Source organism: Streptomyces sp. NPDC048337, assembly GCF_043201175.1.
In the GTDB taxonomy this organism is placed as follows: Bacteria; Actinomycetota; Actinomycetes; order Streptomycetales; family Streptomycetaceae; genus Streptomyces.
In genome coordinates, this window is record NZ_JBICYR010000001.1 from 439473 (window position 1) to 452624 (window position 13152).

Genomic DNA, 13152 nt, shown 5'->3' on the forward strand with positions numbered 1-13152 from the left:
CGGAGCCTCCGCGAGGACCGCACCCGCGGAGATCGAGTTCGCGCGGAACTGGCGGGACACGCCGAAGGTGGTGTTCTCCTCGACGATCGACAAGGTCGACTGGAACACCCGCCTGGTCACCGGCGACGCGATCGCCGAGATCAGCTGGCTCAAGGCCGAGGACGGCGGCCCAATGAACATCGGCGGCGCGACGCTCGCCGGTTCGGCCATGCGCGCCGGGCTGATCGACGAGTACGCGATCGCCACCCATCCGGTCCTGGTGGGCAGCGGCACGCCGTTCTTCACCGCGCTGGACAGCTGGGTGAACCTGAAGCTGGTGGAGACGCGGACGTTTCCCGGCGGCGTGGTACTGACCAGGTACGAGACGAGGCGCTGAGCAGCAACACCCGCGCACTGGTCTCACGGTGATCTCGCACACGTCCTGGCGGCGGTAACGAACGTCCTATGTGTGGCTGATCGCCCACTGTTTGGGCGGTCGGAACTGACGTACAAGTGAAGGCTGTGCAGCACATCCGGTGGGCCCGTGCCCGGGGAGGGCACTGCGGTTTGCCGAACCGTGCTCGTCTCGATCGATCATTTCAGGGGGGACATCATGCGCATACGTTTACGTGCCTGGAGTCTGGTCGCCGCGGGCCTGCTCGTCGTGGGCGCCGGTCCGGCGTATGGGGCCGATACGTCGTCAGCCGGGTCGGAGGCGGGGTCCGTGCAGTACACCGTGCAGGACCTCGGCACCCTGGGCGGTACCCGCAGCAAGGCCACCGCCATCGACGGCAACACGGTCGTAGGGAGCTCACTGACGAAAGGCGACGCCGCCGAACACGCCTTCGCGTACGACCTGCGCAGGCGCACCATGACCGATCTAGGCACGCTGGGGGCCTCCAGCCAGGCGACCGGCGTGGAGGGGGATTACATCGTCGGGGAGTCAAACCTCTCCGCTGACGGCCCGACTCATGGATTCGTCTACAACATCCGGGCCCGCCGGCTCGTCGACATCGGCACTCTCGGCGGCAGCACCACCAACATCACCGGCCTCGACGGTGACACCGTGGTGGGAACGTCGTCGCTGTCCGGCGACGTAGTCACCCACGCGTTCGCATACAGCCTGCGCACCCGTTCCATGACCGATCTCGGCAGCCTCGCCGGTCCGTCGGGCGACAGCACAGCGGCGGCGGTCAGCGGTGCGATCGTCGTGGGTAGCTCCTCCCTGCCGAACACGCCTGCCACCACAACGCACGGGTTCGCGTACAACCTGCGCACCCGGACGATGACCGATCTCGGCACCCTCGGCGGAAGCTCCAGCACAGCCAACGACATCAGCGGCTCAACCGTGGTCGGCCAGTCTCGAACGGCCGGCAACCGCCTCACCGGATACGCCTACGATCTCCGCACCGGCATCCCCACGGACCTGGGGTCCCACTTCCTGAAAGCCCAACTGATCAGCGGGAGCACTGTGGTCGGCGGCGACGGCCTACTCGCCAGCTCGTACGACCTCACCACGCACACGAGCGGCGTGATCGGCTCCGGGCGTGGTGTCACCGAGGTCAGGCAGATCTCCGGGAACCTCATGGTCGGTGACAACTTCGCCCCCAACTCGTTCGCCTTCGTCGCCCGCGTCGACAACGGCGACTTCACCTACCTGACTTCCCTCGGCGGCCTCAACTCCTTCGCGACGCAGGTCAATCGCCAGGGCGTCGTCGCAGGCAGCGCAGCACTTCGATCCCCTGACCCGTCCACCGCCAACGGCCCCTTCCACGCCGCCGTCTGGGTGCCGCACACGGCGGACTAAAGATCGTTTTCCGAGGGTTCCATCCCGAGCTTCGAATGTGTTGGGACCCTTCCGTGTTCTTTCAGAGCTGGTCGCGCCGGACGTGTGCGTACGTCCGCTACCTCGGCCGTCTGGTACACGGAGTTCGCCAGCAGGTCCGCTGTCACCCGTACGCCGGTGAGGCGTTCGGTCAGTGCGAGGACCGCAGCCTTCGTGTCGGTGCCGGGTACCGGGTCACCGTCCGGGTTGAGACCGAGCTCGCGCATCACGGCGTTCAGATCGTCGGGAGTGCTGCCCGTCCGGTGGGCCGCCCACTCGAAGGTGGTCCGCAGCACCCCGTCCTCGTACCAGTGGAAGAAGTCCATGGGCTTGCCGCCGTTGCTGGAGTGCGAGACGGCCCGCGTCCCGGAGGAGAGGGCCTCCATCAGGCTTTCCCGCATCCCCAGCTCACCGCCGAACTCGAGCGCGAGGGTCCACTGGCCGTCGCTGCCGGGGACGGTGAACGCTCCGGTGAGGAACGACTCGGGCCAGTCCCCGCTGTCGTCGAGGAGCTCCGAGTGCTGCTCGATCAGTTCCTCCAGTCCGTGGCATGGATCGCCGGGCTCGGCTCCCGCGATCCTGAACAGCTCGGCGGGGGAGACTCCCCGTACGAGGGTCAGGGTGTAGCCGGCCTCCAGCGCGTACCGGAACGGAGAGGTCGAGGAGCGTATCCAGCCGTAGTCGGCCGCGGTGGCTGAGGTCATGCCGTGGATCCTGTCACTGGCCGCTGACAGTGCGGCGTCCGGTTCGGGGTGGACGGAGTGGATGCCGACGCGGCCGTCGGAGGACTGGCACTGCCACAGGAAGGCGGCGTGGGAGCAGGGTTCGCACGCAAAGGCGTACCCGCTGCCGCAGCCGGCGAAGTTCATGGATGTGCTGTGATCGGGACCTTCCTCAAGCTGCACGATCAGAGGCATCGGGCAATCGCAGGAAGGGCATGACGGAGTCTCGTCCCACTGGACCCACGCGGGTACTCCGCCGAGTTGCCCGAGCACGTCGGACGCCGGCCGGCCCGACCTCGCAGCCCACACTTCGCGGGCTCGTTCGTAATCCGCCTCCTTCTCGGGCTCCCGGGTGACCGAGCGGACCGCACCGAGGACCACGACGTCCTCATCGAGCTCCTGGCCGAGTCGAGGCAGCGGCAGCGGTCGAAGCCCCTCGGGCGGGAGAGTGATGCCGATGCGCGGCCGACTTTTGTCCGCGGACAAGAGTCGGCCGCCAGGAGCCGTTCAGCTGGGGCGGGAAGCCGGTCAGGTGCCGAAGATCCGGGCTTCTCTTCCGGGCCAGGCGAGGACGACGCCTGCCCGGTGACAGATCCGTCGCCACGCCTTCCGCTCCAGTGGGTGCCGCTCGACCCACAGCACCAGCCGAACACCGCCCTCGCGCTCGCGGAAGGAGTCCGCGTAGTGGAGGAGCTGGGCCAAGCCGGCGCGCAGCTGCGCGGTCTCGGCGCCCTCGGGCAGGGACTTCACCTCGGCGAGGATGAGGTCGCCGCCGGCGGAGTCGGTGATCGCAAGGTCGTACTGGGGATCGCCGGTCGGCGAGTGCGCGATCAGACCGCGGGCCTCGGCCTCGCGGGCCAGCAGGTTCTGCAGCCGTGCGTGGGCGCGTACGGCGGCTGTGGTCAGAGCCGGGTCGGGTGCGGAGGGTCGGGCTGAGGTCAGCACCGCTTCCTCGTCCGCCTGACGGTAGGGGGCGCCGACCGGTATCGATGCCTGCGCAGGAGGGAAGGGCATGGTGTCGGCGCCGGGCAGGTGCGCGCGGATCGCCTTCTCGACCTCCGGCCGCCACTTCTTGATCGGCTGGATGGTGCCGACGGTGTGCCGCGCGTCCTTGGGTAGGGCGTCGAGGTCCAGATTCAGGAGCCAGTGCACCGGGCGTCGACGGGGGAAGGCGTCGCCGTGGAAGGTGTACGTGGGCAGGCCCTCAGCCACGACACCCAGGTGCAGGCGGCGCACCCCCGCGTCGGGGGTAACGACCCAGTCGCCGGGCTCCATCACCGTCAGGAACTGGCGCAGCTGGGTGACGTGCCGCTGCCTCGTGCCGTACGGGTCGCCCGCGTACGCGACATTGATCTCTCGCCAGATCTCGTCGGTTTCGGCTCCGGGCCGGATCTCCCCGGCCTCGCGGAAGGACAGCGCGCAGTAGTTGCCCTTCACCCAGTCGTCGGCGACGGTCTCGCCGGTTCTCCCGGGCATCAGCAGCCACATCGTGCGGGTCGCGTCCAGCAAGTGTTTCCCCTTCGTCTTCGTGTCGCGCCTCAAAAAGGATCACACGACCAAACGGGGTGCCGAGTCTTGTCCGCGGACAAAACTCGGGACCCACGGCACGGGTCTCTCGATCCGGCCCCCGGCGGGTTGCCTACCGCGCCCCGCGCCCTGCGCCGCCGCAGCAGGATCGTCAGCGTGGCCCGGGCGTCGCGTCGACGTTCCGGGCTGCGGGACAGCACCGACCACGCGGCGACCGTGACCACCGCTCCGGCGTAGGCCAGGCCGGTGACGGCGGTCAGGACGGCCGCGTCGTGGAGTACGGACGGCAGGATGGGCATGGGATCCCCCTCGGGCGGTTCGCCCCGGCGGCCTTGTCCGTGGGGCTTCGGTGCCACAGGTATCCCTTGACGGGCGGTTGTCCGGCGAAGTCTTCGCCGGACAGGGGACGGGGGCCGGTCGGTTGGCGGAGGGGGTCGAGGCGCCGAGCTTCGCGGCTGCGCTGCGGGAGCTGTACGAGGCCGCGGGCGGGCGCGAGGTCGGGTACAAGAAGCTCATCAGCCTCGGTGCGAAGCACGGGTTCGTGGTGCGCGACGACACCATCAGCGACTGGATGAGGGGACAGTCCGTCCCGTCCGTGGAGCACGAGGGCTATGTGCTGCGGGTGTTGGTACCGGAGCTGGAGAGACTCGCCGCGCAGCGCTCCCCGGGCCATCGGCCGGTCAGCGTCGACGGGTGGTGCTCGCGGCTGCGCGCCGCCCAGAAGCGGGGGAGGAGCCGACGGGGAGGCAGGGGACCTCGCGTCCGTGCCGACTCGCCCGGCCGCCGCTACGGTCATCCGGCCGAGGTCTGCCAGACCATCCTTCCCCGGGACTTCGTGGGCCGGGAGAAGGAACTGGACGAGCTGGCCGCCTTCGCGAGTCAAGCCCCGGGCCGCGGCCCCGACTACCTCTGACCCGCTGACCCACACGATCCGAGCCCTGGCGCTCGCCGCCTCCGCGCAGACCCCGGGCGACGAGCGGGCTGCGGCTGCGTTCGTACGGCAGACCCTGGAGGGCGACGGCTGGCACCACGCCCTGCCGGTCCTGGCCCGGATCGCGCCGGAGGCGGTCGTACGGGTCCGCGACATCGCCCTCGCGCACCTGCGCAGCGGCACACCTCCCGGGACCCTGACGACACAGACCGGCGCCGGGCCGGGCGCCCCCTGGGCTAGCGTGGAGGCCGGTACGGCACAGCTCCCGCGTGTGCGGGGCCCTACCCGGGCGATCGGGACCGGCACCGGTGGCCATCGGTGTGGGGGTGTCTTGTGGATCAGGCCGCGTATCCTCGGCTGCGTGCCTCGCCATTCGAAGAAGCCCCGCCGACTGGTCGTCGACGGGCGCGTGTACATGTGGAGGATGCGCCACAGCCACCGAAAGGACCACGATGGCCGGTCCGTGGACTGCCGCCAAGTGCTCACCCTGACCCCGCATCCGACCGGCACGGGCGGCCCACTACGCATTACCTTTGCCGACGGGCCCGGCCGGTACGTCCCAGGCGGGGCTCCCTTCGGCTCCGGGGACGTGGGCTTCACCCAGGGCGCAGGCCTGAACCTGCACGAGCCGGGAGCCGTCCGGGCCTTGCTCTACGTGGTGCTGGCCCGTGGGTGGGATCCCGGGGAACGGCGGCCGCTGGAGATCGACGGCTGGCCCCTGCTGGAGGCAGCGGCCGCCGCGCGCGCCGTTGCAGTCGGCCCCGAGGGCCAGTAAGGGGGGCCTCCCACCGCCCCGCGATCCAACTCCGTTGAGACGGCACGCTGCAAGAACGCACGGAATGGCGGACATACGCCCATGAGCACTTGACGCTGCTGCGCAGCGAGGGCCGGCAGGCGACCGGGAACGTGTCAGCGTGCGCGCGAATGCCATTCAGTCGGCCGACGGGGTCCCGCGTAGGCGGCGGCCGCCGTAGGGCGGCCCGCCGGTCGCTGGAACGAACAAGTCCCGAGTCTCCCCGCCCGCATGTGATACCGCGGTCCTCGAGGTCAGCATCCCCTGCTTCACCGCGCACTCGACCCGGACCGTCATCAGGCGGCAAACTCGGCACGGAGGAAGGGAACCCGCCGCATGAGTGCACAACCGGTACATCACCCGCAGGCCCAGCCGGCTCCGGCGGCCGGCGCCAAACTGCGCTCCCGTATCGCCGCGCACGAAGCCGCCGACCGCTGGCTTCCCGCGTTCGAGCGTGACTGGGGCGCTGCCCTGGAGGAGTCCAGGCAGACCTTCGACCTCACGGCGCTGCACAACGTCGTCCGTGAATGGCAGGGCCGGCTCGACACTGCGCCCGCCGTCGCCGCACTCATCGCCTCGGGGTTCGAGGACAAGGACAGCGTCGCCCTCGAGGACGTCATCGGGGCCCGTCAGTGAGCGATGTCTGGCCCGCCCGGCTGGCACCGCAGGCCTCCGCCTACCTCGCCGAGCTCGAGCCGACCGTCCAGGAAATGGTCCGCGACGTCCTCGACATCGCCTCCCGGTCCCCGTGGTCCTGGCCCCAGTGGGATCGCACCGACCCGGAGGGCGAGGACGTACGGCGGGCGTCGATCGGCCCGCTCACCGTCGTCTACTGGATCAACCGCAACCTCGGCCACCTCCGCGTCCTCTCCATCGTCTGGGCCGGCTGACGTAGTGTGCTGCCGCCCCACCACTAGGCAGTGTCTGACGGCTCTTGCCCGGGTGGTGGATCTACCGCCGTTCCGGGCAGGAGTCCGGCATGGTGCGTCGGCATGAACTGACGAATGCTCAGTGGAAGCGCATAGCCCCGCTGCTCCCGGAGACCGGTAGGCCGGGTGGGCGGTGGGCCGACCACCGCACCGTGGTCAACGCCGTGCTCTACCGGACACGAACCGGCATTCCCTGGCGTGACCTGCCGGAACGCTACGGATCCTGGCAGACCGTCTACGGACGCCACCGCCGCTGGTCGGCCGACGGCACCTGGTCGAAGAACCTGTCCGCCCTGCAGGCCGGCGCCGATGCCACCGCCCGTGACCCGGGCGGCGCGTGGGCGGTCAACGCCGACTCCACCACCTGCCGGGCCCACCAGCACGCGGCCGGCGCCCGCCACCGTCCTGCGGCCGACCACCCCGAAAAGGGGGCGGCGCACGTGTGGACCCAGAGGGCCGTGAGGCCCTGGGACGCTCCAGAGGGCGGGACGGAGGGCATCCGATCGGGGCCCGAGCCTCTCATCGGCCCTTGGCGGTGATCATGTCGATCAGGCCCTGGGCCGTGTTGTGCTCGGAGTCCATCCCCGGAACCTCGCCGCCTTCGAAAGTGGCGACCTCGGCGCTGCGAGGGAACATGGCCTGCTCGTACTCGGTGAGTGCGGCCTCGACATCGTCGGGGTGCGCGGCGAGGGCCTTGCCGAGTTCGGCGCCGTCGTACATGGCCAGGTTGGCGCCTTCGCCGTTCGGGGGCGCGAGATGGGCGGCGTCGCCGAGGAGGGTGACCCCCGGCAGCCGGTCCCACCGGTGCCCGGTCGGCAGACCGTAGTGGGGGCGCAGGACCGGCGCTGTGTCGCCGTCGGTGATGAGCGCGGTGAGTTCCGGTGCCCAGCCGTCGAACTCGCGCGCGATCCGCGCGGCGGTCGCGGCGGCATCGGTGAAGTCGATGGCGGCGAACCAGTCCTGCGGCCTGGTCAGTGCCACGTAGGCGTGCAGGGTGTCGCCGCTTTCCCGGTGGGCGAAGATCTCCCTGCCCGGCGAGGGCGCGATCAGCATCCCGCCGCCGACCGCCTTCGCGGCGGCCGGGTGGCGGGTGTCGGCGTCGAACAGGTACGTCTCGACGAACGACGTGCCGGCGTACTCTGGCGTGGCGGTGGACAGCAGTGGCCGTACCCGTGACCAGGCACCGTCCGCGCCCACCAGCAGGCTGGTGACGACGGTGCCGCCGTCGGCGAACGTCACCTCGTAGCGGCCCGAGCCGAGGGCGCGGGCGCCGCTGACCTTGTGCCCCCACCGGACGGTGCCGGCCGGGAGCGAGTCGAGCAGGATCTGTCGTAACTCGCCGCGCTGCACCTCGGGGCGTCCGCCCGTGCCGTCGTCGGCCTTGTCGAGCAGGACGGTCCCGTCCGGGTCGAGGACCCGCATCGCTTGGCGGCCCTCCAGGACGATGGCGTGGAACTCGTCCATCAGGCCGGCCGCCTTGAGGGCGAGCTGTCCGTTGTAGTCGTGGATGTCGAGCAGCCCGCCCTGCGTGCGCGCCGACGGGGAGGACTCCGCCTCGTAGACCGTGACGGGGATTCCGTGGACGTGCAGGACGCGGGCCAGAGTGAGTCCGCCGAGTCCGGCGCCGACGATCGTGACGGGCATGTGCATGGGGGCTCCTCGGATCGGGGCCGCCCGGTGAGCTCCGGCCGGCCGCCTCTGGAACGTTGCCGGACCTCGCCGACAAGCCACCGACATCGAACCGGCAGCCCGCCGATAGATGACAGACACCGCACGTCAGTCCCGACACCTCCCCGCGAAGACCATGCCGCGGCCGACATGGTCACCAGCGGCGAGATCGTCGGCATCGGTCACCCGCGCCGTCAAGCGGATCAGTGCCCGCGCCGGCATCCCGATCGGCTGGACCGGCCACAGCCTGCGCATCGGACTCTCCTCGGTCAGCCGTCGCAAGAAGAACTCCGACACCATTGCCATCGCCGCCCAGACTGCCCCCGCCTCGTTCGACGACTCAGCCGGTGGACCGTTCTACGACCGCGGGGCCATCCGGGGGATTTTCGCTGGAGAGTGGCAGTTGGCCCGGCTCGCCGGGGCACGAATCGGGCCGCATGCCCATGGTCCGGCAGAGGAGGCACTGGTGCTGCGCACGAGAAGGACATGGCGGGACCGTTTCGGACTGGCTGCGGTCCTGGCAGCTCTCGGGATACTGGCGGTAGTGCTGCCGGCGGCGGCGGTCAATGGGACGGTGTGGACGACGCTGACCGCGATGCCCACGCCGCGGTTTACCCTCGCGGCGACGGCAATTCACTGCCCGCCCGGAATGACTGGTACGTGTCTGTGCTGCACCCTTTTCTGACAGGACATCACCTCACCCCCGTGGAATCGGCCAGACCGAGACCGCGTGGCGCGAGGGGCGGCCGCAGCGGCCCGATGAGCGAGATCTCCCCCCTGCCGGGGGGAAGCGCCATGGACGTAGACGAGCTGGACGCGTGAGCGCGCCCACAAGTGCTCGCGACTTCTCGGGGTCGAGCGTGACGGACGGCAGGTTGGCCGCGGCGAGGGCTATCTCGGCGCGGGAAACGGTGCAGGTGCCGCTGCTGCCCTTGAACGGTCCCGGCCGTAGTCACGCTGCCGCTGGTGGCGCAGGTGACGGGGCCAGTGGTCACCTGCCCGTACACGTACGTGAACGATCAGGGCTGCGGCCAGGACCAACGCCCCGGCGGCTACGGGATGCAGCGGCGCCGCCGGATCGGCTTGTTCCCGGCGGCGCCGCGGCGTGTGCGGGTTCAGTTGGCGCCGGTCAGCAGCCGCCTGGTCTCGTACGCCAGGGCGCGGCGGGTCAGCTCGGCGGCGACGGCCGGGGCGTCAGGGGTGCGGCCGAGGTGGACGTGGACCTGCATGGTGGCGTTGTGGGTCTTGAACTCCACGGCCTGGTGGCCGTCGTAGTCCGCCGCGAGGCTCGCGGGAAGCCAGAGTTCCACGCGCGCCGACCCGAAGATCAGGTACACCACGGAATTGGCCTTGGGTAGAGACGGCAGGATCCGCACGTACTGCTCCGCTTGCGTGGCGGCCGGGTTCTCCTTTCGGCGCAGCACGCTGACCTTGTCGGAGTCGGCGACCTTGCCCAGGTACTCCCAGGACAGGGTCACGGCCTCAGGGTTGGCCTCGATCCGCTCGGCGAACAGGCACAGCAGTGTCGCGCGCTCAGCCAGGGGCATGTGATGCACAGGGGGTGTTCCATCTCGGTCGAGGGTGGGTGTGGGGTGGGATCGACGGGCTCGCCTGCGGAGTTCGAGTACGCGCTGTGGCGCGGCGGGGCGCAAAGGCTGGGGCTGCTGCCGCACCGGGGTCATGGAACGGAGGGCTTTGAGCGCGATCGGATAGTCGGGGGCGCCCGCAGTGCACGCGGCAGGGTGTGCCGGCGGAGCACCGAGGAGGGAGCGGCTACGCGGTGGTCATGGCACGCTTTGTTGCTGGGGCATATTGTGCCGGTCGTGCGACCGGGTCCCGCGACCGGCTGCCTGGGTGATCCGCTCGGGCGCCGGGGGACACGCCGCGCACTCCCGGGGCGGGTCCAAGCGCTCCTCCACCCGCAGACCCGCGTGGCGCGGTCGCATGTGACCGTACTCGCGACATCCCGTGAGTTCTCCTGAATCCAGCCGAGTCCCTGACCCCGTGGCCAGGCTCGACCGGGTCGCACCGTGAGGGGAATCATGGGCGAATGACGTCGACCGAAGCAGCAGCAATCGCTCTCCAGGACCATGCCGCCCTCTGGAGCACGGGGGAAGTCCGTGCGAGTGAAGTCGTCGATGCCGCCTGCGATGCGCTCGTCGCAGGACTCGACACCCCCGGCCTTCGAATCCTCGCCGCCTGCACACGCGCCGAGGCGGACTACGACGTCCACGACTTGCTGCCCTCAGCACTCGACGAACTCGGCCTCACCTTTCATCCGATCGCCAGCAGGGCCGGCCAAGAAGCCACCGCCCGAGCGCTCGCACGCCGCATGCTCGCCGGCGAGCTCACGCCTCGGGAGTTGACTTTCCGGATTCACCAGCGCTTCGGACATGAGCTGCCCCTCACTGAGCGGCTCGCCGAACTCGACGACGAGTACGACGTCCTCGAATACGGCGACAGAACAGCGGCACAGGTCGATGCCGAGGTCACGGCCGAAGCCCGCCGCCTCGCAGCCCACCCCAGGGTTCCAGCCGAACCCACGGATACGCCCAGTTGATGCACACGGGCCGACACGCGAGTCCCCGAGGAACAGGCTTCGTAGGAGCCGCAGCTCACCCTTCTGCCTGTGGAAGACCTTCCGGGCGACGTTGTGGCGGGACTCCTACCGAGGCCGGGACCATTTCGCCGGCGATCTCAGCCCGGCCGTCTCAAGTCGGGTTCTCTGCTCCCCAGTCCCACAGGGCTTGGAGGACCGGGCCGAGGCGGTGTCCACGCGGGGTGAGCGCGTAGCGCACTCGCGGCGGCCAGCCCGGGTGGCGGTCGCGTTCGACGACTCCGGCCTCGCCGAGCTGTGCCAGACGGTCGGACGGCACCTTGTCCGACAACGTGGGCAGGGCCGCGCGCAGCTCGCTGTAGGAGCGGTCGCCGCGCAGCAGCTCGCGAACCACCAGCGTCGTCCAGCGGCCGTGAAGGGCCGCCAGTGTGATTTCCACTGGGCAGGCGGGAGCAGGCGCCCCGTTGTTCGCGTGTGGCTCGTTGGGCAGCCCTGCCGGGTGACCAACCGTTCGGTGAGTCACGAGATCGCCTCCTAACGTGTTGAGCACCCCATTGTCCCCGTAACGGAAGGACGTCTGTCGATCATGCGAGAACTGGCCGATCGGCCCGAAGAGGTGCCCGCGGTGTTCGCCGAGCGGTTCAACAGCGGCGACGCCGCCGCGTTGGCGCAGGTCTACGAGGACGGGGCGGTGCTGGTCGAGCAGCCGGGAACGCCGGTGACCGGCCCCGACCTGCTCGCCGCCAACGGCCGCCTGCAGAGCCTCGGAGTTCCCATCGCCGTCCGACCGCGGCACGTCTACCGCAACGGAGACCTGGCGCTGCTGATCGTGGACTGGGTCATCGAGGGGACCGACCGTGACGGCGGGGCGGTGCACGTCGAGGGCACGGCCACCGACGTCGCCCGGCGGGGCTCGGACGGCCGCTGGCGGTACGTCATCGACAACCCCTTCGGTCCCCGTTCACAGCAGGTCGCCGCCGAGGCCGCCGCAGAACCAGCGTCCTGAATCCACTTCACCCAGGTCGGCACCGCCCGACCGGGGGGCTCGATCCCCTTCTCCGCCGCCGCGTCCCGGGTCACGCATACCCGCGTCTCCTTTCAGGGGTCGCTCTAGTACGACGCGCCGACATGCTCCCGTGGCCGCCCTCGGCGTCACCCGCACCGCGGCGGACCGTGACGGGCGAACCCCTGGCCATCGCGCCGGGCTTCGACTTCCGGGACTTCCGTGTACGCATCGCGGCGTACACGGCCCTGGAGTCGTAGCTTGGACACCAGGGAGCAAGTAGCCCGCCAATAGCCTTCAGAGCTTCATGCCGGCGGTCTCTTTGGGCTGGCGAGGCACGGTCTTCTCGCGGTTGAGGCGCCCGTACACGAGCTTGGGCCGGCGCCCGCCGAGCCGGCCGCGGGCTCGCGCGGAGGCGGACCCTGGCATTGGGCGGGCTGCGGGGCGGGCGTTGCCGGAGCGGGCGCGGCCTTGCGGGTCTCGCGCATTGTCCGCAGGCCGTTGACCACCATCAGTGTCGCGGTCAGGCCGTGGACGCCGAGTGTGGTGGCCACGGAGTCGCGGTGGGCCAGCACGGTGGCCATGTCGCCGTACGCGGCGAGGGCCTCCACCAGTAGCACCCAGCCCAGCGCCCGGCGGTGGCCCGTCACCAGGCCGCGCGGATGCGGCTGATCGAGGGGCGGGTGAGCCCGCGGGCTCAGGTGAGGGCGGCGACCAGCAGGGTGAAGGCGGCGATGATGACGGCGACGCGGGCGTAGTGGAAGCGATCCCAGCGGTTGTTCTGCTCCTTCCAGTCCTCGGGCAGGTTCCCGGGGGTCCATGTCTTGCTCCGGTTGTTGATCGGGACGAGCAGCAGAAGCGACATGACCACGCTGAGGATCAGCAGCGCGCCGGCGGTGACGACGAGGCCGGTTCCCCGGTGGTGCCATCCGGCGACGGCCCAGACGGCGACGAGGACGAGCGAGCCGATGTACCAGACCGGCATCAGGGCGCCGAGCATCCGGCCCCCGTGGGCGCGGCCGAGCACGCCGCTGTCCTCGGGGAGTGCGTTGAGGATCGGGTTGATGACGAAGGCGACGGAGAACTCCACCCCCACCATGAGGCCGACGACCACGGTGGTGAACACCTCGAGTGCGTTGTGCATGATGACCTCTCAGATATCTAGCGCCGCTAGCTGATGAGGCAACGCTAATGCTGCGGCCGCTCACTTGTCTAGCG

At 70.2% G+C, this 13152-nt stretch carries 15 protein-coding genes and 2 pseudogenes; 10 read left to right on the top strand and 7 right to left on the bottom strand.

The features are described from left to right. Positions 1-22: 22 nt before the first annotated feature. Positions 23-376 (top strand): annotated as a pseudogene (locus ACGFYU_RS02150) (dihydrofolate reductase family protein); the annotation flags it as partial. A 180-nt stretch (positions 377-556) separates the two neighbouring features. After that, positions 557-1786, top strand: coding sequence for a hypothetical protein (locus tag ACGFYU_RS02155; protein WP_393825302.1), 1230 nt, complete (start codon positions 557-559; stop codon positions 1784-1786). Here ACGFYU_RS02155 and ACGFYU_RS02160 read toward each other — a convergent pair. Together ACGFYU_RS02160 and ACGFYU_RS02165 are read right to left on the bottom strand one after the other, a co-directional pair. Then, entirely contained in the window at positions 1783-2673 is an 891-nt protein-coding gene (locus tag ACGFYU_RS02160) for a DUF6461 domain-containing protein (protein WP_393825303.1), read from the bottom strand. The genes ACGFYU_RS02155 and ACGFYU_RS02160 overlap by 4 nt on opposite strands. Positions 2674-3054: 381 nt before the next feature. Next, complete coding sequence (locus ACGFYU_RS02165) at positions 3055-4035, bottom strand: hypothetical protein (RefSeq protein WP_393825304.1); 981 nt, start codon at positions 4033-4035, stop codon at positions 3055-3057. A gap of 439 nt (positions 4036-4474) precedes the next feature. Here ACGFYU_RS02165 and ACGFYU_RS02170 point away from each other — a divergent pair, with 439 nt between their 5' ends. From ACGFYU_RS02170 to ACGFYU_RS02190, 5 genes are all read left to right on the top strand, one after another. Beyond that, positions 4475-4966, top strand: a complete 492-nt coding sequence (locus ACGFYU_RS02170; RefSeq protein ID WP_393825305.1) for a hypothetical protein — start codon at positions 4475-4477, stop codon at positions 4964-4966. 379 nt (positions 4967-5345) lie between these two features. Further along, complete coding sequence (locus tag ACGFYU_RS02175) at positions 5346-5759, top strand: hypothetical protein (RefSeq protein ID WP_393825306.1); 414 nt, start codon at positions 5346-5348, stop codon at positions 5757-5759. A gap of 354 nt (positions 5760-6113) precedes the next feature. Further along, complete coding sequence (locus tag ACGFYU_RS02180; protein WP_393825307.1) at positions 6114-6413, top strand: DUF6247 family protein; 300 nt, start codon at positions 6114-6116, stop codon at positions 6411-6413. Further along, positions 6410-6667, top strand: a complete 258-nt coding sequence (locus ACGFYU_RS02185; RefSeq protein ID WP_393825308.1) for a hypothetical protein — start codon at positions 6410-6412, stop codon at positions 6665-6667. Before ACGFYU_RS02180 ends, ACGFYU_RS02185 begins: the two co-directional genes overlap by 4 nt. Before the next feature lie 89 nt (positions 6668-6756). Continuing rightward, complete coding sequence (locus ACGFYU_RS02190) at positions 6757-7245, top strand: IS5 family transposase (RefSeq protein WP_393825309.1); 489 nt, start codon at positions 6757-6759, stop codon at positions 7243-7245. Here the strand turns inward: ACGFYU_RS02190 and ACGFYU_RS02195 are convergent. Further along, positions 7226-8356, bottom strand: coding sequence for an FAD-dependent oxidoreductase (locus tag ACGFYU_RS02195; protein ID WP_393825310.1), 1131 nt, complete (start codon positions 8354-8356; stop codon positions 7226-7228). The two genes, ACGFYU_RS02190 and ACGFYU_RS02195, sit on opposite strands and share 20 nt — an antisense overlap. 109 nt (positions 8357-8465) lie before the next feature. Between ACGFYU_RS02195 and ACGFYU_RS02200 the strand changes: the two genes are divergently transcribed. Then, a complete protein-coding gene (locus ACGFYU_RS02200) occupies positions 8466-9059 on the top strand; it encodes a hypothetical protein (RefSeq protein WP_393825311.1) in 594 nt (197 codons plus the stop codon). Positions 9060-9489: 430 nt separating this feature from the next. Here ACGFYU_RS02200 and ACGFYU_RS02205 read toward each other — a convergent pair whose 3' ends face one another. Beyond that, on the bottom strand, positions 9490-9930 hold the full coding sequence (locus ACGFYU_RS02205) for a hypothetical protein (RefSeq protein WP_393825312.1): 441 nt from the start codon (positions 9928-9930) through the stop codon (positions 9490-9492). A gap of 494 nt (positions 9931-10424) precedes the next feature. Here ACGFYU_RS02205 and ACGFYU_RS02210 point away from each other — a divergent pair, with 494 nt between their 5' ends. Further along, on the top strand, positions 10425-10934 hold the full coding sequence (locus ACGFYU_RS02210; RefSeq protein ID WP_393825313.1) for a hypothetical protein: 510 nt from the start codon (positions 10425-10427) through the stop codon (positions 10932-10934). A gap of 151 nt (positions 10935-11085) precedes the next feature. On the opposite strand, the gene ACGFYU_RS02215 is transcribed toward ACGFYU_RS02210, so the two are convergent. After that, on the bottom strand, positions 11086-11370 hold the full coding sequence (locus ACGFYU_RS02215) for a winged helix-turn-helix transcriptional regulator (protein ID WP_393825314.1): 285 nt from the start codon (positions 11368-11370) through the stop codon (positions 11086-11088). A 147-nt stretch (positions 11371-11517) separates the two neighbouring features. Between ACGFYU_RS02215 and ACGFYU_RS02220 the strand changes: the two genes are divergently transcribed. Then, positions 11518-11937: a YybH family protein gene (locus ACGFYU_RS02220; protein WP_393825315.1), complete on the top strand. Its 420-nt coding sequence runs from the start codon at positions 11518-11520 to the stop codon at positions 11935-11937. 428 nt (positions 11938-12365) lie between these two features. Here ACGFYU_RS02220 and ACGFYU_RS02225 read toward each other — a convergent pair. Further along, positions 12366-12587: pseudogene (locus ACGFYU_RS02225) on the bottom strand (DUF4267 domain-containing protein); the annotation flags it as partial. Positions 12588-12631: 44 nt separating this feature from the next. After that, positions 12632-13078: an anthrone oxygenase family protein gene (locus ACGFYU_RS02230; RefSeq protein WP_393825316.1), complete on the bottom strand. Its 447-nt coding sequence runs from the start codon at positions 13076-13078 to the stop codon at positions 12632-12634. Positions 13079-13152: the final 74 nt, after the last annotated feature.

Excerpts from the sequence above, each read along its gene's own strand:
- ACGFYU_RS02160 (WP_393825303.1), bottom strand. The coding sequence starts at position 2,673 with ATGAACTTCGCCGGCTGCGGCAGCGGGTACGCCTTTGCGTGCGAACCC.
- ACGFYU_RS02180 (WP_393825307.1), top strand. The coding sequence starts at position 6,114 with ATGAGTGCACAACCGGTACATCACCCGCAGGCCCAGCCGGCTCCGGCG.
- ACGFYU_RS02190 (WP_393825309.1), top strand. The coding sequence starts at position 6,757 with ATGGTGCGTCGGCATGAACTGACGAATGCTCAGTGGAAGCGCATAGCC.
- ACGFYU_RS02195 (WP_393825310.1), bottom strand. The coding sequence starts at position 8,356 with ATGCACATGCCCGTCACGATCGTCGGCGCCGGACTCGGCGGACTCACT.
- ACGFYU_RS02200 (WP_393825311.1), top strand. The coding sequence starts at position 8,466 with ATGACAGACACCGCACGTCAGTCCCGACACCTCCCCGCGAAGACCATG.
- ACGFYU_RS02210 (WP_393825313.1), top strand. The coding sequence starts at position 10,425 with ATGACGTCGACCGAAGCAGCAGCAATCGCTCTCCAGGACCATGCCGCC.
- ACGFYU_RS02220 (WP_393825315.1), top strand. The coding sequence starts at position 11,518 with ATGCGAGAACTGGCCGATCGGCCCGAAGAGGTGCCCGCGGTGTTCGCC.
- ACGFYU_RS02230 (WP_393825316.1), bottom strand. The coding sequence starts at position 13,078 with ATGCACAACGCACTCGAGGTGTTCACCACCGTGGTCGTCGGCCTCATG.